Below are 20,742 nucleotides of genomic sequence, written 5' to 3' on the forward strand. Positions count from 1 at the left end.
CGTGACAAGGTCTTCACTGGTCGGCGGAGGTGATCCCGATGAACTCGACCCAGATGAATTCCCAGCCCACACGGCTGATCGAGGCGTTGGGCGCCGGGGACTCGTCGACGCGGCTGCAGGCCGCACTGACGATCGGAACGCGCCCGGACGGCCCTGGTCTCGTCGAGACGCTCGTCGCACGGTGCGCGATCGAGCCGGACTTTTACGTACGCGACATGCTCACTTGGGCGTTGACCCGGTTCCCGGCAGGGGACACGGTGCCGCGGCTTCTCGCGGAGTTGCGGTCGCCAGTGGCGCAGGCCCGGAGCCAGTCGCTGCACACGTTGTCCAAAATCGGCGACCGGAGCGTGTGGCCAGCGATCACCCGATCGTTGCTGCGCGACGCCGACGACGAGGTCGCGAGAAGCGCGTGGCGGGCGGCTGTCGTCCTGGTGCCAGAAGGGGAGAAGATCGGTCTGGCGGCTGAACTGGCGACACAGCTCGGTCGCGGTGACCGGACCCTGCAGCTCAGCCTCAGCCGGGCGCTGGTCGCGCTCGGTCCCATGATCGAGCCGGTGCTGGAGGCCGCAGTGACGAGTACCGACCCGGATGTTCGGGCGCACGCTGTTGCCACAGAGCGGCTGCTTCGCGACCCGGACGCCGGTTTCGACCAAGCCGTGGACGAGGCGAAACGGATTGTCGCACTCGGTCCGGAACGGGCTCGGGAAACCGCGTGCTGATCGGCGAGGTCGCCCGCCGTTCGGGGGTGAGCACCCGGATGCTTCGGCACTACGACGCCCTCGGGCTGGTGCGGCCGACCGGCCGCACCGTGGGCGGCTATCGCGAATACTCGGCCGACGACATCCGCCGGATCTTCCACGTGGAGAGCCTCCGGTCGCTCGGGATGTCGCTGCGGCAGATCGGCCGGGCGCTGGAAGATCCCGCTTTCGTGCCGTCGGAGCTGGTCGGCGACCTCATCCGGCGGACCGAAGACCGGCTCAAGCGGGAACAGGAGCTGCTCGACCGGCTCCGCGCGGTCGATGCCTCGGCACCCTCCGGATGGGAGGGTGCCTTGCGCATCGTCGAACTGCTGCGCGGGCTCAGTTCACCGGGTGCCGCGCGTCGGCAGCAGACCGTCCTGGCTCCGGCCGACGATGTTCCGGTCCCCGCAGAAGTGCTGGCCAGGGCGATCCTCACCGAATCCGACCCGAACGTCGCCGGCGCACTCCGATGGGCCCTCGCCCGGACCGACGGCGACGCGGTTGCGAATGTGGCGTCCGGTCTCCGCTCGGAGGACGCCGACGTCCGCCGACGCGCGATCCTGGCACTCATCGAGTTGCCCGGCGACGAGGCGACCGCGGTGTTGATGGACGCGCTCGCCGGTTCCGATCCTGCGGTCCGTCGGCATGCGGCGCTCGCTCTGGGCGCGCGCGGTGTGGAGGAGGCTGTGCCGACGCTCGTCGAAATGGTCGTTGAGGGGCGAAACGACGTCGAGGCGGCTGAGGTTTTGGGCGCGCTGGCGGACGGGGGCGCGGACGGAATTGTCCGCGCGTTGGTCGATGCGTCGGCGGCACATCCTGCGGATTCAGCGGTGCGGATCCGGTTGACGCAGGCGCTCGCGGAGATGCCGGGGACGCTCGCGCACGGGGCGTTGCAGCAACTGGCGGGGGATGGGGACCGGGCGGTGGCGTTGGTGGCTTCGGCTTTGGTGAAGGTTGTTGAAGAGCGTGAGGATGTTGGTGGTGAGGGCTCGGGAAGTACCTAGGCGGGTGCCGGTGGTTGGCGGAGATTCAGTCGGTTGAAGCTGGTCAGGGGGCATTTGCCATTTAATGGCGAAAGTTGATCTGGGGTGACTGGCCGTTCAGCGGCGACCGGCTGTTGCCGCTGAACGGCGAATGGTCGCGGTGGCAGTTGCTGTCACCGGGTGGCGAGGTCCGCGGCCGTGGGTGTTCCCCGCTGAATGGCAACGATGGGTTTCGACGGTTGATTGACTGCGTCGGGATGCTGGTTCGCCGTTGAGTGGCGAATCTTGTGGCGAGCCGCCGTGGTGGCTGTGGATAGCGTGGGGGTTGCCGTTCAGCAGCGAGAGGCTGGAGGTGTTGCCGTTATTCGGCGACGCGGGCGACGAGTTCCGGCAGGCGTCCGGTGGCTGCGGCCAGGGCGAGGTGGTCACCGTAGTCGCGGGATTCGATGATCTGGCCGTCTCGGACGCGCATGACGAAGATGTTGTTCACCTGGAACGGAGTCCCGGAGCTGGTTTCGCCTACGTAGGTCGATTCGCCGATGACGACTTCGGGATCGGTGCTCAGGTGGAGCACTAGGTCGGTCACCTCGATGCGGAAGGCTGCTGCGGCACCGGCGGCGAAGTGGGCTCGCAGGTCGTCCCGGGTGCGTAGGACGGGGGCGCCGGGCAGGAACGGGTGGCGGACATCGGTTTTTGCCGCGTAGAGGTCGGGGAGTTCGGACCAGCGTCCGTCGGCGACGCCGAAGACGACTCGTTGGAATACGCCTTCGCGGCTGTTCGGGGAGAAGAGTTCAGTCGGGCGCGGAGCGATGGGGCGTGTTTCGTAAGCGGGTGCTTGGGCGTATGCCGCGTCTAGGCCGGCGGTCGCGTTTTGGATCGCGGCCAGGCGCAGGTAGTCGTGATAGTCGCGGGTGTGGGTAAGGAGTCCGTCGCGGGCGCGGAGGACTTGGATGTTGGCGGTCTCGGTGGTCCGGCCGGTTTTCCGCGCTTCGGCGGTGTACTGGTATTCGGCCACGATGACTGCGGGGTCAGCGGTGTCGTGAATGGTCACGTCGTGGCGTTTGAGGCGAAGGGTCTGGCCCAGGCCGCTGACGAAACGGTCGTGCACTGCGGCTCGGCCTTCCAAGCGTCCGGGCCTGGGGACTGCGGTGGGGTGTTCCACGATGGTGTCTTCGGAGTAGAGGCGTGCGAGGTCGGCGAAGCGGCCGTCGGTGATTCCGGTGGAGAGCTGGTCGAACAGGTCGCGTGCGGTCGGCATGAGGGTCTCCGCGGGGTCGGTTAACCGGAGTATGTAGTCCGTTACGATACGGACTACATACTCCGGTTGTCTACGGCCGGGAGTTGCCGATTAGTGGCGACTGAGGCGGTGCAACAGTTCTTGAGCGGCGGGGCTGTCGCAGGCTTCTGCCCAGCCTTCGGGGGTGCTGTCCCAGAGAGCGTCGCGGGCGTTGAGGTCGGCACCCGCGTTTACGAGGAGTTCGATGACGTCCAGTCGGTTGCTTTGGGCGGCCAGGTGCAGCGCCGTGACGCCGACGCCGTGGCGTGGGCCGCCGAAGGTGCCGACGTGGTTGACGTTCGCGCCCAGTGACAGCAGGGTTTCTGTTGCCGCTGAGTGGCCACGCGTCGCTGCCCAGGTGAGGGCGGTGCCGCGGTAGACGTCGGCGTCCAGGTTCGCGCCGCGTGCGGCCAGGGTGCGGAGTGCGGTTGTTTGGTTGTTGCGGGCGGCCCAGGCTAGGGATTCGTCGAGGACTTCCGTGGGGTCGTTTGTGGGCTGCCAGAAGGGAAAACCGCTGTGTGGACGGTAGAACTCACGGTGCGCGCCGGCTGCCGGAGAAAGAGTCCCCTTTGGACTGACGAGTTCATCCAGTAGTGCGTCGTCGCCGAGACCGGCTGCGACGCGCAGGTTGCGAGGGGACCGTTCGTGCGTTGCCAGTTTTTCGGCAACAGCGCGATTTCCCCAAAATAGAGCCACAATGAGCGGGGTTCCGCCGTCGCCGCGGCCGGAGACGGCCAAGGGCGCGCCGGCGTTGATCAACAGGTCGGCGATCAGTGGTAAATTGCTGTAGGCGGCTTGGTGCAAGGCAGTCCAACCGTGTGCGTTGGCTCGTGCGGGATCGGCACCGTGGGCGAGCAGGATGCGGACGAGGCGTTCGTCATGGGTCGCGGAGGCCATGCCGAGCAGATCGTTCCCGTTGGTGCCGCGTGCGTGGGCAAGGTGCGGCGCCTCGGTGAGCAGTGCCGTCAGGCCGTCCAAGTCCCGGGCTTCTACCAGCTGATAAGCCCGGGCGAACGGTTCGCCGTTTTTCGGCAAATTCTCGACGTGGGTCTTCAGCGCCCGCCATGTCGGGAAGCCGTGCTCGCGGGCGATGACGGTTCGCGCGCCGGTGCGGGTCAGCGGCTGTTCGTGCCGTTCGAAGGCGGCGCGGGCGTCGGGAGTGCCGTCTTCGGCTGAGGCGAGGAGGCCGACGGCGCGGCCGCGGTAGTACTCGACGTCCTGGTGGTAGGCATGCTGGACGTCCGGTCCGTGCTCGGCGATTCGGCGGACGTACGACTGAAGCTGTGGCCAGCTGGGGAATCCGTAGCGGCGGGCGAGCCGGAACTGCGCTTCCGACAGTGCGACCGCGTCCGCGCGGGCGAGTTCCTTTGCCTGCTTGCGGAGCTGACCGAGGTCGGGGTTGGCGGGCAAGGCCGTCATCAGGGAGTCCTTCCTTCCCTTGTGCGCCCCGTGGTCCGCCGGCACCGGGCAGGGAAGAAGGAGAAGCTCGGCAACTCGTAGTACGGGGGTGGGCTCAGCCCTTTCCGCGGACAGGACGCGGCCCCTGCCGCGCGAGGACAACTGTAACTCAAAAGGGTCAACGTCCGCCGGTGATGACGCTGACTGCGATGCCGAGCGTGGCCGTGTTGTACATGAATGACAGGACGCTGTGGGCGAGGACGAGGGAACGGATCGACGTCGTCCTCGTTTCGACGTCCGAGACGGCGAAGCTCGTTCCGATGGTGAACGCGAAATAGGTGAAATCGGCGAGCGTGGGACGTTCCGTTTCGGGGAAGCGGAAGTGCTGCGTCGGGAGGCTGTCGTAGTACTTCTGGGCGTAGCGTTCCGCGTAACCGAAGTGCAGGATCGCCCAGGCCAGCAGGACTGCGGGGACACCGACGATTCTCGCCACGACCGGGTCGATGCCCGCTGTTTCCGGCAAGACGATCGAAAGTCCGGCGGTGACGCCGACCAGACTGGTCAACAGGGTGAACAGGAGTCCCAGTCGACGGCCAAGAACGCCTTTCAGCCACCGGGCGTCGGGGTGGTCTTTTTTCCGGCTGCGGGACACGCGCGCGATCCGGATGCCGAGGTAGATCAGCGCGAGCAGATCCCAGGAGAGAAGGGCGAGGACGTTGTCGTCCTGGATGAAGGTGACGATCCCCAGCACCAGCAGGACCAGTTCGACCGTCCGGGACGCGGCGATGGCGAGTTTCGTGAACACCGGCGGCTCCCGGGGCGAACGCGGGCGAGGCGTCTCGCGAAGATAACAGTGGGTGGTGGCCGCTCGACGGCGAAACGGTCCCGCCGGGGTCGCCCGTTCAGGGGAAGTGTTCGGCGGGAGCACTGCGGCGGGCGCGGAGGCGGGAGAATGTCTGTGATGAACGAAAAAGTGCCCGTATGCAGGGGATGAACGGATTCGCCGTTTAGTGGCGAATCCGTGGTGAGCAGGGGATTCGGCGTCCGAGGGGCGGCTTCGGCGAGTGCGGGGCCGAACCGGTAGCCGGGTTCAGCGGAGATCTCGTGAGTAAGCCGGGTGGGGCTTTCGCGGGAAGTGCCGAAAGCCCCACCGGGGAATCAGGGAACCAGTGCGGCGAGGCGACGCCAGCCGTCCACGGGGATCTCCGGTCCGTTGCCGAGAACCTGGACGCAGACGTGGTCCGCGCCGGCGTCGAGGTGTGCGCGGATTCGGTCGGCGACTTCCTGCTCGCTGCGGTAGGCCACGATCGCGTCGACCAGGCGGTCGCTGCCGCCGTTGGCTAGATCTTCCTCGGTGTAGCCGAGGCGGCGCAGATTCGCTCTTTGATGTGGGGCGAGCCGCACGTAGCCGGCGACGTGTTCGCGAGCGATTCGCCGCGCCCGCAACGGGTCTGGGTCGAGGACGACGGCTTGTTCGGCGGCGAGGTACGCGTCGGGTCCCATCGTTTCCCGGGCGAATGCAGTGTGCTCTGGAGGAACGAAGTACGTGTGCGCGCCGTCGGCCTGAGTCGCCGCGAGTTTCAGCATTTTCGGGCCGAGGGCGGCTAGAAGTCGACGTGGCCGGGCGCTGGAAGCAAAGTCCAGGTCGGCTGCATCCATGGCGTCGAGGTAGTCCTGCATCGCGCTGCTTCCGCCGCCGGGCCGATGTCCGCCCAAACCGAGTGTGAACCGTCCTGGATACGCCTCGGCCAGCGTCCGTCCAGCAGCTTCGGCGGACGCTGCCGACCGTTCGGAAAACCGTGCGATTCCTGTCGCCACAGTCAACGTCGTGGTCGCCTCGAGCAGCAGCGCGGCCTGCGTGAGCGCCTCTCGGCCGCGGTATTCGCCGAACCACAGGGCAGTGAAACCCAGCGACTCGACCTCGCGGGCGGCCGTGCGTAATTCGCCGATTTCCTTGCCGTCAAACGCGAACGTCCAGATGCCGACGGTCATCGGGTCCCGCCTTCCGCGGCGGCGGGAAGCTTCGCGAACAGATCCACAACAGACTCCAAGAAGTTCCTGGCCGCGGAAGCGCGGCGTGATCCCGGCGCAGCCAAGGCTGATACGTCCACTGAGGACGCACCGCAGAACCAGAGGCTGCCTCCGGTTACTATACGGAGGATGCCTCCGATTTGTCACGGGATAAACTCGGACCCGAGATGACCGACGTCAAGCCGATGCGCGCGGACGCCCGCCGCAACTACGACCGCCTGCTGGCCGAAGCGAGGCGCGCCTTCGCCGAACGCGGCGTCGATGCCTCGCTCGAAGACGTCGCCCGCAGCGCCGGCGTCGGGATCGGCACCCTCTACCGCCACTTCCCGACCAGGGAAGACCTGATCGAGACGCTGCTGCGGGACCGGTTCGACACCCAGGCGGAAAAGGCGCGTGAGCTGCTGCTCGCCGACGATCCGCTCGACGGGCTGTACACCTGGCTGATCGGCTTCGGCGAAACCTCCGCCGTTTACCGCGGGCTTACCGAAATGCTGGCTGACGCGTTCGACGATCCGGAGTCGCGGCTGCACGCCTCCTGCGAAGCGATGCGCGAAGCCGCGTCTCACCTAGTGGACAGGGCGCAAGCGGCCGGCGTTTTCCGCGCCGACGTGACGGTCCGGGAGCTGCTTTTGTTGCTGCACGGCGCTTCCTGGGCCGGATCCCACCTTCCGGGAGAAGGCGGTACAGAGCGCCTGATGGGGCTTGTCTTCACCGGATTACGAACAAGTGAACAGCGGGGGCAGCGGGCTGTCAGTGCCCCGCGTTAAACTCCCGCCAGTCCGGGCACAACGACGTGCGCCGCGAGAGAGCGTCCTCGATTTCGTGACCAGATAGTGGGAGCCGCATCGTGACCAAGCCCAGCAAACCCGTAGTCCTCATCGCGGAGAAGCTCGCGCCCTCCGTGCTGAGTGTGTTCGGTGACGAGGTAGAGGTCCGGCACGTGGACGGCACCGACCGTCCCGCTCTGCTCGAGGCGGTGAAGAGCGCCGACGCGCTTTTGGTCCGATCCGCCACCAAGGTCGACGCCGAGGTGCTCGGGGCGACCACTCAGCTGAAGGTCGTCGCCCGCGCGGGCGTCGGCCTGGACAACGTCGAGGTCCCGGCCGCCACCGAGCGCGGCGTGCTCGTGGTGAACGCGCCGACGTCCAACATCGTCTCCGCCGCCGAGCACGCGGTCGCGCTGCTGCTCGCGGTCGCCCGTCGTGTTCCCGCCGCCGACCAGAGCCTCCGCGGCGGCGAGTGGAAGCGCAGCTCGTTCTCCGGCGTCGAAATCAACGGCAAGACGGTCGGCGTCGTCGGGCTCGGCAAGATCGGCCAGCTGTTCGCGCAGCGGCTCGCGGCGTTCGGCGCGAAGCTCATCGCATACGACCCCTACGTCTCGGCCGCGCGCGCCGGCCAGCTGGGCATCGAGCTGGTCACCCTCGACGAGCTGCTGGAACGCGCGGACGCGATCTCCATCCACCTGCCGAAGACGCCGGAGACCAAGGGCCTCATCGACGCCGAGGCGCTCAAGAAGACCAAGCCCGGCGTGATCATCGTCAACGCCGCCCGCGGAGGTCTGATCGTCGAGGAAGCGCTGGCCGACGCGGTGCGCAGCGGCCACGTGGGCGGCGCGGGCATCGACGTGTTCGTCACCGAGCCGACCACCGAGAGCCCGCTGTTCAACCTGCCGAACGTCGTCGTCACGCCGCACCTCGGCGCGTCCACCGCCGAGGCGCAGGACCGCGCGGGCACGGACGTGGCGCGTTCGGTGCTGCTGGCGCTGCGCGGCGACTTCGTGCCGGACGCGGTGAACGTGTCCGGCGGCGGCGCGGTCGGCGAGCACGTGCGGCCGTACCTGTCGCTCACCCAGAAGCTCGGCCAGGTGCTGACCGCGCTGAACCCGAAGGCTCCGACGTCGCTGACCGTCGAGGTCAAGGGCGAGATCTCCAGCGAAGACACCGCGGTGCTGAAGCTGGCGGCGCTGCGCGGGCTGTTCGCGGGCGTGGTCGAGGACCAGGTCACCTTCGTCAACGCGCCGCGGCTGGCCGAGGAGCTCGGCGTGCAGGCGGAGCTGGTTTCCGAGTCGGAGAGCCCCAAGTTCCGCAGCCTGGTCACGCTCCGCGCGGTGCACGGCGACGGCGGGACGCTCACCGTGTCCGGTTCGGTCACCGGCAAGGACGAGGTCGAGAAGATCGTCGAGGTCAAGGGCAGGCACTTCGACCTCCGCGCCGAGGGCGACGTGCTCGTCATCGAGTACCCGGACCGCCCGGGCGTCATGGGCCGCGTCGGCACGCTGCTCGGCGAGGCCGGCATCAACATCGAGGCCGCGCAGATCAGCCAGAGCACGGACGGTTCCGACTCGATCATGCTGCTGCGCGTCGACCGGCACGTGGACGCCAACGTGCTCGAGCCGATCGGAGCCACCGTCGGCGCGCACACCATCCGCGCCGTCGACTTCAGCTAGTCCCGATTTCGCCGAACGGCCCCTTTCCCGGACTCCCGGGGAAGGGGCCGTTCTGTCGTTCGCCCGCACCGGCAACATTCGGGTAACGGAGCTTTTTCCGCACGAAAGTAGGGGTTTCGGACAGTTAGGTTCTTGCCGCGAGGCTGAACCACGCGCCGTGAGAGCACGGTGCGGCGCCGGTGCTCACCGTCGGGGGTGCGAATGGGGAGCGCGGGCAGGTTCGTGATCCGGGCCTCGAGAAGGGGTTACTCATGAGCAGAACCCGGTTGCCCGGGTGGGCTGCCCGCTCGGTGGTCGTGGGTTCCGCGGTGGTGCTGGCGGCGGCTGTCGCCGTGCCCGCGGCGTCCGCGCAGGGCGCGCCGCTTGCCGAGCCGGTCGCTCCGGTGAAGGTCGACGCGAGCAAGGTCCAGGGCAAGCTTTCGCCCCGGCTGAGCGCGGCCCAGGGGCAGATCACCGCGTTCGTCGAGCTGGCCAAGAAGCCCGCGGTGGACGCGTTCAAGGAGGAGCAGGGCAAGGGCAAGGAGAAGGCCAAGCAGGCAGCGAAGGCGGCCAAGGCCGACGTCGCCGCGGCGGTCAGCTCCGTCGTCGGGCAGCTGCGGGCCGCGGACGCGGGCATGAAGCTGGTCACCCAGACGGCCAACGCGGTGCCCGGCGCCGTCGTCACCGCGGACGCGGCCAAGATCCGCCAGCTCGCGGAACGGCCGGACGTCGTCTCGGTGCGCACGGTCGTGCCGAAGAACCGCACCAACGCCAGCGCCGAACAGCTCACCAACACGCTTGCCAGCTGGCAGAAAACCGGCAAGTTCGGCGACAACATCCGCGTCGGCGTGATCGACGACGGCATCGACTACACCCACGCCGACTTCGGCGGACCGGGCACGCCCGAGGCGTACCAGGCGGTCGACCGCGCCAAGCCGTCGCCGCTGTTCCCGAGTGCCAAGGTGGTCGGGGGCACCGACCTCGTCGGCGACGACTACGACTCGGCGGGCAAGACCGGTTCGCCGACGCCGGTGCCGGACCCCAACCCGATCGCGTGCGGCGAGCACGGCACGCACGTCGCGGGCACGATCGGCGGCTTCGGCGTGAACGCCGACGGCAGCACGTTCACCGGCGACTACAAGAAGCTGAACAAGAAGACGCTCGACGCCATGCGGATCGGGCCGGGCACCGCACCGAAGGCTTTGCTGTACGCGATCAAGGTGTTCGGCTGCAAGGGTTCCACGAACGTCACCTCGCAGGCGCTGGACTGGGCGCTCGACCCGGACGGCGACGGCGACTTCACCGACCACCTCGACGTCGTGAACCTGTCGCTGGGCAGCGACTTCGGCGCGCCGGACGACCCGGACTCGCTGTTCGTGCGCAAGCTCGCGCAGAACAACGTGCTGCCGGTGATCTCGGCGGGCAACGGCGGCGACATCAACGACATCGCCGGTTCGCCGGGCAACACGCCGGAAGCGCTCACCGTGGCCAGCAGCCGCGACGCGGGCGAGCTGCGGGACGCGATCGAGGTCAAGGCACCGACCGCTGGCCAGCAGCCTGGTCAGTACAGCCAGGAGTACACCGGCTACGACACCCTCGACCTCACCGCGCCGGTAGTGCCGATCTCGGCGAGCAACAACGCCGGTTGCGCCGCCTATTCGGCTGAGGACAAGGCAAAGGTCGCGGGCAAGATCGCGTGGCTGGAGTGGGACGACAACGACGCCACCCGTCCGTGCGGTTCCGCGGCGCGGGCCAACAACGCGCAGGCCGCGGGTGCCAAGGGCGTGCTGCTCTCGTCCACTGTGGAGCATTTCGGCGCGGGCATCGCGGGCAACGCGGCCGTTCCGATGTTCCAGCTCACCGGCAAGGCCACCCAGGCCGTGCGGGCGGGTCTGACCGCGGGCACGCTGACCGTGCGGCTGTACGGAGCCGGCCGGACCACGCTGCAGACCTATGACCAGTCCATCGTGGACACTCCCAGCTCGTTCACCTCGCGCGGCGGACGCGGTCCGTCGGTGAAGCCGGACGTCGCCGCGCCTGGCGACACGATCACGTCGGCGTTCCGCGGCAGCGGCAACGAGCGGCTGGTCATCTCGGGCACCTCGATGGCCGCGCCGCACACGTCGGGCATCACGGCGCTGGTCCGCCAGGCGCACCCGGACTGGAGCGTCGAAGAGGTCAAGGCCGACGTCGTGGGCACCGCGGTGCACGACATCACCGACGGGGCCGGGCACACCTACGGCCCGCAGCGGGTCGGGGCCGGCCGGATCGACGCGAAAGCCGCGCTGGACAACCAGGTTCTCGCGTATGTGCAGGACGACCCGGGCGCGGTGAGCGTCACGTTCGGCACCGTCGAGGCGGCTGGGCCGGTCACCTTGAGCAAGACGATCAAGGTGGTCAACAAGGGCGTCAAGGCGGCCGAGTACTCGGTGGGCTACGAGGCGGTCAACAGCCTGCCCGGCGTTGAGTACACAGTGGACAAGAGCTCGGTGAAGCTGAACCCGCGCGGGGTCGCGACGGTGAAGGTGACGCTGAAGATCACCGACCCGAAGGCGCTGCGCAAGGTTCTCGACCCGACCATGGCGGCTTCGCAGGCCGGGCTCGCCCGGCAGTTCGTGGCCGACGCCTCGGGCCGGGTCGCGTTCACCCCGAAGAACGGCGCGACCGTTCCGCTGCGGGTGGCCGTGTACTCGTCGCCGAAGCCGGTTTCGGCGATCACCACCCCGGCCGGCGTGCGCTTCGGCGCGAACGCCGACCAGGCCGTGCTGAACCTCGGCGGCAAGGGCATCGACCAGGGCAGCGGCTCCCAGCGGTACCGCTCGCTGATCAGCGTCCTCGAACTGCAGGCCGAATCGCCGCAGCTGCCGGAATGCGACTCGCACGTCACGTCCGACTGCACCCTCAACCGCACCGCGAAGGGCGGCGACCTGCGCTACGTCGGTGCGGCGTCGACGGCCCCGCTCGCCAAGGCGCAGGGGGAGCCGGAGAACGCGACGCTGGCGTTCGGCATCACGACCTGGAGCGATTTCGCGAACCTCGGCAGCAACACGGTGCCGTTCGTGGACATCGACACCACCGGCGACGGCAAGCCGGACTTCGAAACCTTCGTGACGAAGGCGACGGGGTCGGACGTGCTGCTCGTCAACACGGTGTCGCTGACCAAGCCGGGCAACCCGTCGGTGGACCTGCAGGCGATCAACGGGCAGCTCGGCGACGTCGACACCAACGTGTTCGACTCGAACGTGATGGTGCTGCCGGTCAGCATCGCCGCGCTCGGCATCGACCCGAAGGAGGCGTCGCACCGGATCAGCTACACGGTCGGCACCGCCGGGTACTACGTCGCGCCGGGTACCTCGAACGGGTTGATCGACCAGGTCGGCACTCCGCTGTCGTTCGACGTGCTCGCACCGGCGTACTCCGCGCAGGGCGGCGGCGACGCGGCGCTGGGCTACGTCGCCAAGCCGGGCACGGCTCTGGTGGTCAACCGCAACAAGGCCGCCGTCGCCGGGGACAAGGCGAAGGGCCTGCTGGCGATCGAGCACCACAACGCGGCCGGGCAGCGCGCCTCGGTCGTGCGGATCGAATCGCAGTTCCCGCGCGGCTGACCTGGTTCACCCTTTGAGGGGAACTTGAAGGGTGCCGCGCAGGCGGCCGCATAGCGGGACGCGGGGGCTTGCCAAGGCTGTCCGGCCTGGGCAAGCCCCCGTTTCCGTTCGCCCGAACGGGTGTCTCACCCTGTGGGAGGATGCGGCATAAGGGTGGTGCGGCTACGGCACCTTGTCTACGGCCGGTAACCTTCCGCTGCTGGCGTTTTTGTGCGAATGGGCCATCGGTGCGCCCGGTGGCCTGGGCTACGGAGGTGTGTGGATGCGGCTCGCGGTGATCCCAGGGGACGGGATCGGGCCCGAGGTGGTCTCCGAGGCGCTCAAGGTGCTCGGTGAGGTAGCACCGGCGGCGGAGATCACGAACTACGACCTCGGCGCCTCGCGGTGGCACGCCACCGGGGAGCTGCTCCCGGAGTCGGTGCTCGGCGAACTGCGCCAGCACGACGCGATCCTGCTCGGCGCGGTCGGCGACCCGACGGTGCCCAGCGGAATCCTCGAGCGCGGCCTGCTGCTGCGGCTGCGGTTCGAGCTGGACCACCACGTGAACCTGCGCCCGGCGCGGCTGTACCCCGGAGTGCGCGGCCCGCTGGCCGACGCCGGGGACGTCGACATGGTCGTGGTGCGCGAAGGCACCGAAGGCCCGTACGCGGGCAACGGCGGCCTGCTGCGCAAGGACACCGAGCACGAGATCGCCACCGAGGTCAGCGTCAACACGGCCTTCGGCGTGCGGCGCGTGGTCGCGGACGCGTTCAACCGCGCCGAAGAGCGGCCGCGCAAGCACCTCACGCTCGTGCACAAGACCAACGTGCTGGAGCACGCCGGTTCGCTGTGGTCGCGGATCGTCGAAGAGGTTTCGCTGGAGCACCCGGACGTCACCGTCGCGTACTCGCACGTGGACGCCGCCACGATCCACCTGGTCACCGACCCGTCGCGGTTCGACGTGATGGTCACCGACAACCTCTTCGGCGACATCATCACCGACCTCGCGGCCGCGGTGACCGGCGGCATCGGCCTCGCGGCCAGCGGGAACCTCGACATCACGCGCCGGAACCCGAGCATGTTCGAGCCGGTGCACGGCAGCGCTCCGGACATCGCTGGCCAGGGTCTCGCGGACCCGACCGCCGCGGTGCTCTCGGTGTCGCTCCTGCTGGACCACCTCGGCCAGAAGGAAGCGGCACGGCGGATCGAGGCCTCGGTGGCGTTCGATCTCGCCACGCGCGACCAGTCGTCCCCCGGCGCGACCCAGGCGATCGGCGACCGCCTCGCGGCGCTCGTTTCGTCCAACGCGCGTCAGGCCGGCTGACCGCCTGACTTTCTCGGACCCCCGCCGCGGAAGCCGGTCGAATTCCGGCGCTGACCCGCAACGGTAGGCCTTCGGCTCCCTCTCCCGGGAGCCGAAGGCGAGCCCGATACCGGCGGAGGTTCCTCGAACCTCGTCCCCTCCCGTCGTGGTCTGCGGGAGACGACACTCCCGCCGCCGGCGGCTGCCGTCTTTTGCGGGCCCAATGTTTCGATTGGGTCGTCGCCGGTGGTTTTTTCTGAAGGACGTTCTGCTTCTCCCGAGCCCGTGGTCGACGAGGCCGGGGATTCGCCGGTTTCCGGCGACGGTGGTTCTGGTGTTTCGCCATCCAGCGGCGATGGCGGTACGCGCGGCTCGAGCCGACAGGCTGGTTTTGCTCCGGCGGGCTCGCCACTTCGCGGCAACTCGGGGCAGTGCGGTGGGCCGCCGATCGGTGAGTTGCAGGCCGACAACTCGGCTCGCCGTGAGTTGGGTGGCTCCGGGGCTCGCGATGTCTCGCCGTTGGATGGCCAATCCTCGGGGGAGGGGCGGGGTTCGCCGTTGAGTGGCGAACCTCAGAGCCGACCGGTTGTGTCGCCGTGGACTGGCGAATCCGAGAGCCAGCGAGTGGCGTCGCCGTTGAGTGGCGAATTCGAGAGCGAGCGGGCGTCGCCGTTGAGCGGCGAATCCCCGGGCGAACGGGCTGTGTCGCTGGCGAGTGGCGAACCTGAGAGCCAGCGGGCTGTGTCGCCGCAGATTGGCGCGCCTGAGAGCCAGCCGGTTATGTCGCCATTGAGCGGCGAATTCGAGAGCGAGCGGGTCCCGTCGCCGTCGAATGGCGAACCCCAGCACGAGCAGGTTGTGTCGCCGCGGATTGGCGAATCGCAGGGCCAGCAGGCTGCGTCGCCGTTGAGTGGCGAATCCCAGGTCGGGGCCGTAGCCGTTCAGCGGCGACGACCGTTGACGCCGGTGCTGCTCGGGCTTGGGGTGGCGTTGCTCGGGTCGATTGTCATCGCGGTCGGGATCGGGACGGTGGCGGTACCGGTCACTCACACGTGGGCCTTTCTCCGCGCGGGGCTGTTCGGTGGGACGATCAGCCCGGACGAGGTCGGGGAGTACCGGATCATCTGGGACCTTCGGCTTCCTCGCGTTCTGCTTGCGGTGGTCGTCGGTGCGGGGTTGTCGACAGTGGGCGTCGCGATTCAAGCGATGGTGCGCAATGCGCTCGCCGAGCCGTACGTGCTGGGGATTTCTTCCGGCGCGTCCGTCGGCGCGACTGCGGTGACGTTGTTCGGCGTCTTCGCGTCGCTCGGGATCTACGCGTTGTCGGTCGGGGCGTTCGTGGCCGCGCTCGCTGCGACTTTGATCGTTTACCTCGTCGCCCGTACGCGGCAAGGGCTCACACCGCTGCGTCTGGTGCTCACCGGAACGACGTTGTCTTATGGGTTCTTCGCGATCACCACGGTCATCGTCTTCCAAGCGCCGAACGGCGAGGCCGCGCGGTCGGCGCTGTTTTGGCTTCTCGGCAGTCTCGCCGGCGCGAATTGGGGCACTCTGCCGGTCGCCGCGATCGTGGTGGTCGGCGGGGTTTTGTTGTTGCTGGCGCTGGCCGGACGGCTCAACGCGCTCGCCATGGGCGACGAAGCGGCGACGACTCTTGGCGTTGACGTCGGGAAACTGCGGATCCTCCTGTTCATCGTTTGCGCCGCCATGACGGGGGTTCTGGTGGCGGTGAGCGGGGCGATCGGATTTGTCGGGCTGATCCTTCCGCATCTGGTGCGGTTGGTCGTCGGTGCGGATCATCGTCGGGTACTTGCCGTGGCACCGCTGGCCGGCGCGGTTTTCCTGGTGTGGGTGGACGTCGCGGCGCGGGTGCTCGCTGCACCCGAGGAGTTGCCGATCGGGGTACTGACCGCGGCGGTCGGGGTACCGGCCTTCCTGCTGTTGATGCGCCGTCGAGCCTACGTGTTCGGAGGTGCGTGAATGGACCTCTCGCTCAACGGCGTCAGCGTGACCGCAGCCGGTCGCACGCTGGTCGAAGATGTGACCCTCGAAGCACGGCAAGGTCAGTTCGTCGGACTGCTCGGCCCGAACGGCAGCGGAAAGTCGACGACTTTGCGCGCCGTCTGCCAAGTGCTCAAGCCGTCGGCCGGAGCTGTTCTGGTCGACGGCCGGCCGCTGGACGGCCTGGCACCGCGGAAGCGGGCGCGCGCGATCGCGGCGGTCGCGCAGGAAGCGCACGCGGAGTTCGACTTCACCGTCGCCGAAGTGGTGGCGATGGGTCGAATGCCGCATCACGGCCTGCTCGACCGCATGAGCGCGGCCGACCACCGGTTGTGCGCCGCCGCGCTGGCCCAAGTGGGTCTGGCGCACCTGGCCGAGCGAGGCGTGCTCACCTTGTCCGGCGGCGAACGGCAACGGGTGCTGATCGCGCGTGCACTCGCGCAGCAGCCCCGGATCCTGGTGCTCGACGAGCCGACTAACCATCTCGACATCCGGCACCAGCTCGAAGTCCTCGCGCTCGCACGCACCAGCGGACCTACGGTGCTGGCCGCACTTCACGACTTGAACCTGGCCGCCGCCGTGTGCGACGTGGTGCACGTGCTCGACCACGGCCGTCTCGTCGCGAGTGGAACCCCGGCCGAGGTGCTCACGCCCGCTCTGCTCGCCGAGGTGTTCGGCGTGCGCGGGCATGTGGTGCCGCATCCCGCTACGGGCCGTCCGCAGTTGTTGTTCGACCTGCTCGAGTCCCAGGAGGACAGTCATGCGTAGGACAGTCGCGTTGCTCGTGACGGTCGCCCTCGTCGCCACCGGATGCGGCGCTCAAGTGTCCGAAGGGGACAGTCGAGCGGCCCCGGCCGGGTTTCCGGTGACGGTGACCAATTGCGGTTCGTCGTTGACCGTGTCCAAACCTCCTTCTCGGGTCGTGACGAATGACATCGGCATCACCGAGCTGATGTTCGCACTCGGCCTGGGCGACCGGATGGCCGGTTACGTGGTCGACAAAGGACAGTCCGGTGGCGTGGCCTCGTCGCCATGGAAAGCCGATTTCGCCAAGGTGCCCAAGCTCGCGGAGAAGATCAACCGTGAGGTGGTGCAGGGCGCGGGAGCGGACCTCGTGTTCGCGGGCTGGAACTACGGCTTCTCGGAAGCAACCGGGTTCACCCCGGACTCCCTCGCGAAGCTGGGCATCTCCAGCTACTTGCTCACCGAGGCCTGCCGCAACGGCAATGGCAAGCAACGGGGCATCATGCGACCGCTCGACGCGCTGTACACAGACATGCGCAATCTGGGGAAAATTTTCGGAATCAGTGATCGTGCAGAACGTTTGATCGAAGAGTACCGCGCACGGGTCGCCGCTGTCACGAACGCGGTCCCGGCGGGACGGCCGAAACCCAAGGTGTTCCTCTACGACGACGGCCGTGACCAGCCATTCACCTCCGGACGCAACGCGGGCCCGGACGAGATCATCACCAAATCGGGTGGTGTCAACATCTTCGCCGACCTCAACGACAGCTGGACCAGTGTCAGTTGGGAAGCCGTGATCCAGCGAGCGCCGGACGTCATCCTCATCAACGACTACGGCGGCGAGGTCGGCAGTGTGGCCGATAAGGAGAACTTCCTCCGCTCGCGTCCCGGTCTGCGCGACATCCCGGCGGTGAAGGAAGGACGCTTCTTCGCGCTGCCGTACGCGGCTTTGGTGGAGGGGCCGCGAAATGCCGCTGCGGTCGAGGAATTCGGCCGCTACCTGGCGAAACTGCCCGGCTGACGACTCTCAGAAGGTGGGATGCTTCGCCCGCGTTTGGAAGCCGGGCGAAGCTGTGGCATGATGGCCGACATGACCGCCATCTCCGTCATTATTGCCTTGCGCGCCGGATAGACGCTCCACAAGAGCTACCGGCGCGCAACCTCTCGCACCCATGCGGGAGGTTTTTTTGTTGCCTGGACCAGGTTCTGCCCCGCCACAAGGAGAACACCGTGACCCGCACGGAACCCGCCGGCACGCCGCTCGGCGATGCCTTCCACCTCTACGACACCACTTTGCGCGACGGTGCTCAGCGCGAAGGGATCACCTACTCCGTCACCGACAAGCTGGCCGTTGCGCGGCTGTTGGACGAACTGGGTGTCGGGTTCATCGAGGGCGGCTGGCCGGGTGCGTTGCCGAAGGACACGGAGTTCTTTTCCCGCGCGGCACAGGGGGAATTGCCGCTCAAGCACGCTGCGCTCGTCGCGTTCGGATCCACGCGCAAGGCCGGAACTGCGGCCGACAAGGATCCGCAGGTCCGTGCGCTTTTGGATTCGGAGGCCCCGGTCGTCACGTTGGTGGCCAAATCGGACCTTCGGCACATCGAGCGGGCGCTGCGGGTCGACGTCGACGAGGCGTGCGCGATGGTGCGGGACACAGTCGCTTTCCTCGTCGGCGAAGGACGACGCGTTTTCCTTGACGCAGAACACTTTTTCGACGGTTATGCCTTCTCTCCCGAAACCTCGCTGCGGGTGCTCGACGCGGCGGCGCACGCTGGCGCGGACGTTCTCGTGCTGTGCGACACCAACGGTGGGCAGTTACCGCTGGGGCTTGCCGAAACCGTAGGCAAGATCAAGGAAAAGACCGGATTCCGACTCGGAATCCATTGTCAGGATGATACTTCCTGTGCCGTAGCGAACTCTGTCGCCGCGGTGCAGGCCGGTGCGACGCACGTGCAATGCACCGCGAACGGCTACGGGGAGCGGGCAGGCAACGCCGACCTGTTCGCCGTAGCGGGAAACCTCGTGACCAAGCTCGGAATGGAGGTCCTCCCGACCGGAGGAGCCGCCGAGCTCACTCGCGTCTCCCATGCTTTGGCCGAAATCGCCAACCTCGCACCCGACACCCACCAGGCTTACGTCGGGTCGTCCGCTTTCGCTCACAAGGCGGGGCTGCACGCGAGTGCGATCAAGGTGGATCCGTTGTTGTACAACCACATCGATCCGTCTTCCGTCGGCAATGGCATGCGAGTACTGGTCACGGAGATGGCCGGCAGGGCCAGTCTCGAGCTCAAGGGACGTGAACTCGGGGTCGACCTTGCCGGCCGGCCCGACGCACTCACGAACGCGGTGCGGAAGGTGAAAGAACTCGAATCGGAAGGCTGGTCGTTCGAAGCGGCCGACGCGTCGCTGGGGCTGTTGCTGCGCCGCGAGGTCGAGGAGGTTTCCGGCGAAAAGTCGGATCCGCCGCCGTTCGAGCTCGAGTCGTACCGGGTGGTGCTGGACCATCGCCAGGACGGCGAAGTCGTCTCCGAGGCGACGGTGAAGGTGCACGTCGCGGGCGAGCGAGTCATCGCGACCGCCGAAGGGAACGGCCCGGTGCACGCCCTCGACGCAGCGCTGCGCCAGGCGTTGACGCCTTATCTGTCCTGGTTGGACAGCATGGAGCTGGCTGATTACAAGGTGCGGATCCTGCCGTCGAACCCAGGGACGGACGCTGTCACGCGGGTGCTCCTCGAAACTAGTGACGGCGAACACGAATGGACGACGGTGGGCGTGCACGGCAACATCGTCGAGGCGAGCTGGCTGGCGTTGTGTGACGCGTTGGTGCACAAGAGCCTGGCAGTCGCGTCGGAACCGTCGGTGCCCGAGCTGGGGGTGGCTGCTGTGGGCGGGTGATTCCGGCTTTCCTGCTGGGGGCGTTGAGGCTTTCGGGTCTGGCCTTCGTGCGGGTGGTATTGCGGCTCACAATCGGGTCGTTGGTGGCCGTGCGTGCTGGTGCTGAGGCTGGCTTGTACTTGCGGTCGTTTCTGGCCGGTGCGATGGGTCCTTTCGCGCCAGTTGTGTCACGTCAGGTCACCTGGTGCGAGGGGGTCATTCGTGCCGAATGGAGCGAGGGGGACTGTCGCGCACGCTCGGGGTGCGCGACAGTCGGTGGGGGTACGTAGACTGGTGCCGTGCGTCTAGCTCGTATTGCTCATCCCAGTGGTGTCGCGTTCGCTTCGATCGAGGGGGACGGCGACGATGCCCAGGTCCTCGAGATCGCGGAACATCCGTTCGGCCAGCCGAACTTCACCGGCAAGCGCTGGCCGCTCGCCGACGTCCGGCTGCTCGCGCCGATCCTGCCGTCGAAGGTGATCGCGGTCGGCCGGAACTACGCGAAGCACGCGGCGGAGTTCGGCAACGAGGTGCCGTCCGCGCCGATGCTGTTCATCAAGCCGTCCACGACGGTGGTCGGGCCGAATGCTCCGATCCGCCGTCCGTCGGACGTCGGACGCGTTGACTTCGAGGGCGAACTCGCGGTCGTCATCGGACAGCCGGTCAAGAACGTGCCCGCGGCCCGCGCGGCCAGTGCGATCCTCGGCTACACGGTCGCGAACGACGTGAGCGCGCGCGACCTGCAGAAGTCCGACGGCCAGTGGGGTCGGGCGAAGGGGTTCGACACGTTCTGCCCGCTCGGTCCGTGGATCGACACGTCGATCGACCCGTCCGACCTGGCGCTTCGCAGCGAGGTCGACGGCGAGCTGAAGCAGGACGGCCGTACTTCGGATCTCGTGCACAAGGTGCCCGAACTGGTCGAGTTCGTGTCGCGGGTGATGACGCTCCTTCCCGGCGACGTGATCCTCACCGGCACGCCGGAGGGGGTCGGTCCGATCGTCAACGGGCAGTCGGTGTCCATCACGATCGACGGCATCGGGACTCTGACGAACCCGGTTCAGGACCTCTGAGCTGGGTGTCGCCGTTTTGTGGCGACATCGGGTTGGGCGGGTTCGGGTGTCGCCGTTTAGTGGCGACATCGGCTCGGCGGAGTGCGTTCGGGCGTTGCCGTTTAGTGGCGAATGGTCGCTGGCGAGTGGTCGGGGTTGTCGCCGCGAGGCGGCGAGAGGTGACTGCTGATCGGGCTGGCTAGTGGTCAGCGCTGTTTGCCGGTGAGTGGCGAATGACCGCTGGCGCTTCGCTTGGCGAGCGGTCGGTGCTGTTGCCTCGGAGCGGCGAAACACGATCGGTGCTGAGCTGGCTGGGAGTCGGTGCTGTTGCCGA

At 67.9% G+C, this 20,742-nt stretch carries 15 protein-coding genes and 1 riboswitch; of the genes, 11 read left to right on the plus strand and 4 right to left on the minus strand.

The features are described 5' to 3' along the window. Positions 1-38 precede the first annotated feature (38 nt). Positions 39-719, plus strand: a complete 681-nt coding sequence (locus EIZ45_RS20145) for a HEAT repeat domain-containing protein (RefSeq protein WP_134665586.1) — start codon at positions 39-41, stop codon at positions 717-719. Further along, entirely contained in the window at positions 713-1,744 is a 1,032-nt protein-coding gene (locus EIZ45_RS20150) for a HEAT repeat domain-containing protein (protein ID WP_134665584.1), read from the plus strand. The genes EIZ45_RS20145 and EIZ45_RS20150 overlap by 7 nt, the downstream gene beginning before the upstream one ends. A gap of 340 nt (positions 1,745-2,084) precedes the next feature. Here the strand turns inward: EIZ45_RS20150 and EIZ45_RS20155 are convergent, their stop codons facing one another. The 4 genes from EIZ45_RS20155 to EIZ45_RS20170 form a co-directional block, all read right to left on the minus strand. After that, positions 2,085-2,981: a nuclear transport factor 2 family protein gene (locus EIZ45_RS20155; RefSeq protein WP_134665582.1), complete on the minus strand. Its 897-nt coding sequence runs from the start codon at positions 2,979-2,981 to the stop codon at positions 2,085-2,087. Between the two features lie 90 nt (positions 2,982-3,071). Then, positions 3,072-4,418 carry an ankyrin repeat domain-containing protein gene (locus EIZ45_RS20160; protein WP_134665674.1) on the minus strand — a complete coding sequence of 449 codons (1,347 nt, stop codon included), beginning with the start codon at positions 4,416-4,418 and terminating at the stop codon, positions 3,072-3,074. A 157-nt stretch (positions 4,419-4,575) separates the two neighbouring features. Further along, positions 4,576-5,202 (minus strand): DUF1345 domain-containing protein, encoded by a 627-nt coding sequence (locus EIZ45_RS20165; protein WP_134665579.1) that lies wholly within the window; start codon positions 5,200-5,202, stop codon positions 4,576-4,578. A 353-nt stretch (positions 5,203-5,555) separates the two neighbouring features. Continuing rightward, a complete protein-coding gene (locus tag EIZ45_RS20170; RefSeq protein WP_134665577.1) occupies positions 5,556-6,389 on the minus strand; it encodes a TIGR03620 family F420-dependent LLM class oxidoreductase in 834 nt (277 codons plus the stop codon). Between the two features lie 206 nt (positions 6,390-6,595). Between EIZ45_RS20170 and EIZ45_RS20175 the strand changes: the two genes are divergently transcribed. The 9 genes from EIZ45_RS20175 (at position 6,596) to EIZ45_RS20215 (ending at position 20,429) form a co-directional block, all read left to right on the plus strand. Continuing rightward, the gene (locus EIZ45_RS20175; protein ID WP_134665575.1) at positions 6,596-7,195 is read left to right on the plus strand and encodes a TetR/AcrR family transcriptional regulator; all 600 of its coding nucleotides are present in this window, start codon (positions 6,596-6,598) and stop codon (positions 7,193-7,195) included. An 80-nt stretch (positions 7,196-7,275) separates the two neighbouring features. After that, the gene (serA, locus tag EIZ45_RS20180; RefSeq protein ID WP_134665574.1) at positions 7,276-8,874 is read left to right on the plus strand and encodes a phosphoglycerate dehydrogenase; all 1,599 of its coding nucleotides are present in this window, start codon (positions 7,276-7,278) and stop codon (positions 8,872-8,874) included. A gap of 251 nt (positions 8,875-9,125) precedes the next feature. After that, positions 9,126-12,458, plus strand: coding sequence for a S8 family serine peptidase (locus EIZ45_RS20185; protein ID WP_167756506.1), 3,333 nt, complete (start codon positions 9,126-9,128; stop codon positions 12,456-12,458). Between the two features lie 262 nt (positions 12,459-12,720). Next, entirely contained in the window at positions 12,721-13,761 is a 1,041-nt protein-coding gene (locus tag EIZ45_RS20190) for a 3-isopropylmalate dehydrogenase (protein WP_037811756.1), read from the plus strand. A gap of 28 nt (positions 13,762-13,789) precedes the next feature. Then, positions 13,790-13,871: riboswitch (cobalamin riboswitch) on the plus strand. Positions 13,872-14,646: 775 nt separating this feature from the next. Next, entirely contained in the window at positions 14,647-15,720 is a 1,074-nt protein-coding gene (locus tag EIZ45_RS20195; protein ID WP_205670073.1) for an iron ABC transporter permease, read from the plus strand. Further along, positions 15,721-16,509 (plus strand): ABC transporter ATP-binding protein, encoded by a 789-nt coding sequence (locus EIZ45_RS20200; RefSeq protein WP_134665572.1) that lies wholly within the window; start codon positions 15,721-15,723, stop codon positions 16,507-16,509. It abuts the gene before it with no gap. A gap of 16 nt (positions 16,510-16,525) precedes the next feature. Then, positions 16,526-17,506: an ABC transporter substrate-binding protein gene (locus EIZ45_RS20205; RefSeq protein ID WP_240690741.1), complete on the plus strand. Its 981-nt coding sequence runs from the start codon at positions 16,526-16,528 to the stop codon at positions 17,504-17,506. Between the two features lie 209 nt (positions 17,507-17,715). Beyond that, positions 17,716-19,380 carry a citramalate synthase gene (cimA, locus tag EIZ45_RS20210; RefSeq protein WP_134665568.1) on the plus strand — a complete coding sequence of 555 codons (1,665 nt, stop codon included), beginning with the start codon at positions 17,716-17,718 and terminating at the stop codon, positions 19,378-19,380. A 278-nt stretch (positions 19,381-19,658) separates the two neighbouring features. Beyond that, complete coding sequence (locus EIZ45_RS20215) at positions 19,659-20,429, plus strand: fumarylacetoacetate hydrolase family protein (RefSeq protein WP_037811749.1); 771 nt, start codon at positions 19,659-19,661, stop codon at positions 20,427-20,429. The last annotated feature ends 313 nt before the right edge of the window (positions 20,430-20,742 follow it).

This window comes from Amycolatopsis sp. CFH S0740, assembly GCF_004522315.1.
GTDB classification, from domain to species: Bacteria; Actinomycetota; Actinomycetes; order Mycobacteriales; family Pseudonocardiaceae; genus Amycolatopsis; species Amycolatopsis nivea.

Bases quoted from the DNA above. Each gene is read 5' to 3' on its own strand.
- EIZ45_RS20145 (WP_134665586.1), top strand. From the start codon at position 39: ATGAACTCGACCCAGATGAATTCCCAGCCCACACGGCTGATCGAGGCG.
- EIZ45_RS20155 (WP_134665582.1), bottom strand. From the start codon at position 2,981: ATGCCGACCGCACGCGACCTGTTCGACCAGCTCTCCACCGGAATCACC.
- EIZ45_RS20160 (WP_134665674.1), bottom strand. From the start codon at position 4,418: ATGACGGCCTTGCCCGCCAACCCCGACCTCGGTCAGCTCCGCAAGCAG.
- EIZ45_RS20170 (WP_134665577.1), bottom strand. From the start codon at position 6,389: ATGACCGTCGGCATCTGGACGTTCGCGTTTGACGGCAAGGAAATCGGC.
- EIZ45_RS20175 (WP_134665575.1), top strand. From the start codon at position 6,596: ATGACCGACGTCAAGCCGATGCGCGCGGACGCCCGCCGCAACTACGAC.
- EIZ45_RS20185 (WP_167756506.1), top strand. From the start codon at position 9,126: ATGAGCAGAACCCGGTTGCCCGGGTGGGCTGCCCGCTCGGTGGTCGTG.
- EIZ45_RS20190 (WP_037811756.1), top strand. From the start codon at position 12,721: ATGCGGCTCGCGGTGATCCCAGGGGACGGGATCGGGCCCGAGGTGGTC.
- EIZ45_RS20200 (WP_134665572.1), top strand. From the start codon at position 15,721: ATGGACCTCTCGCTCAACGGCGTCAGCGTGACCGCAGCCGGTCGCACG.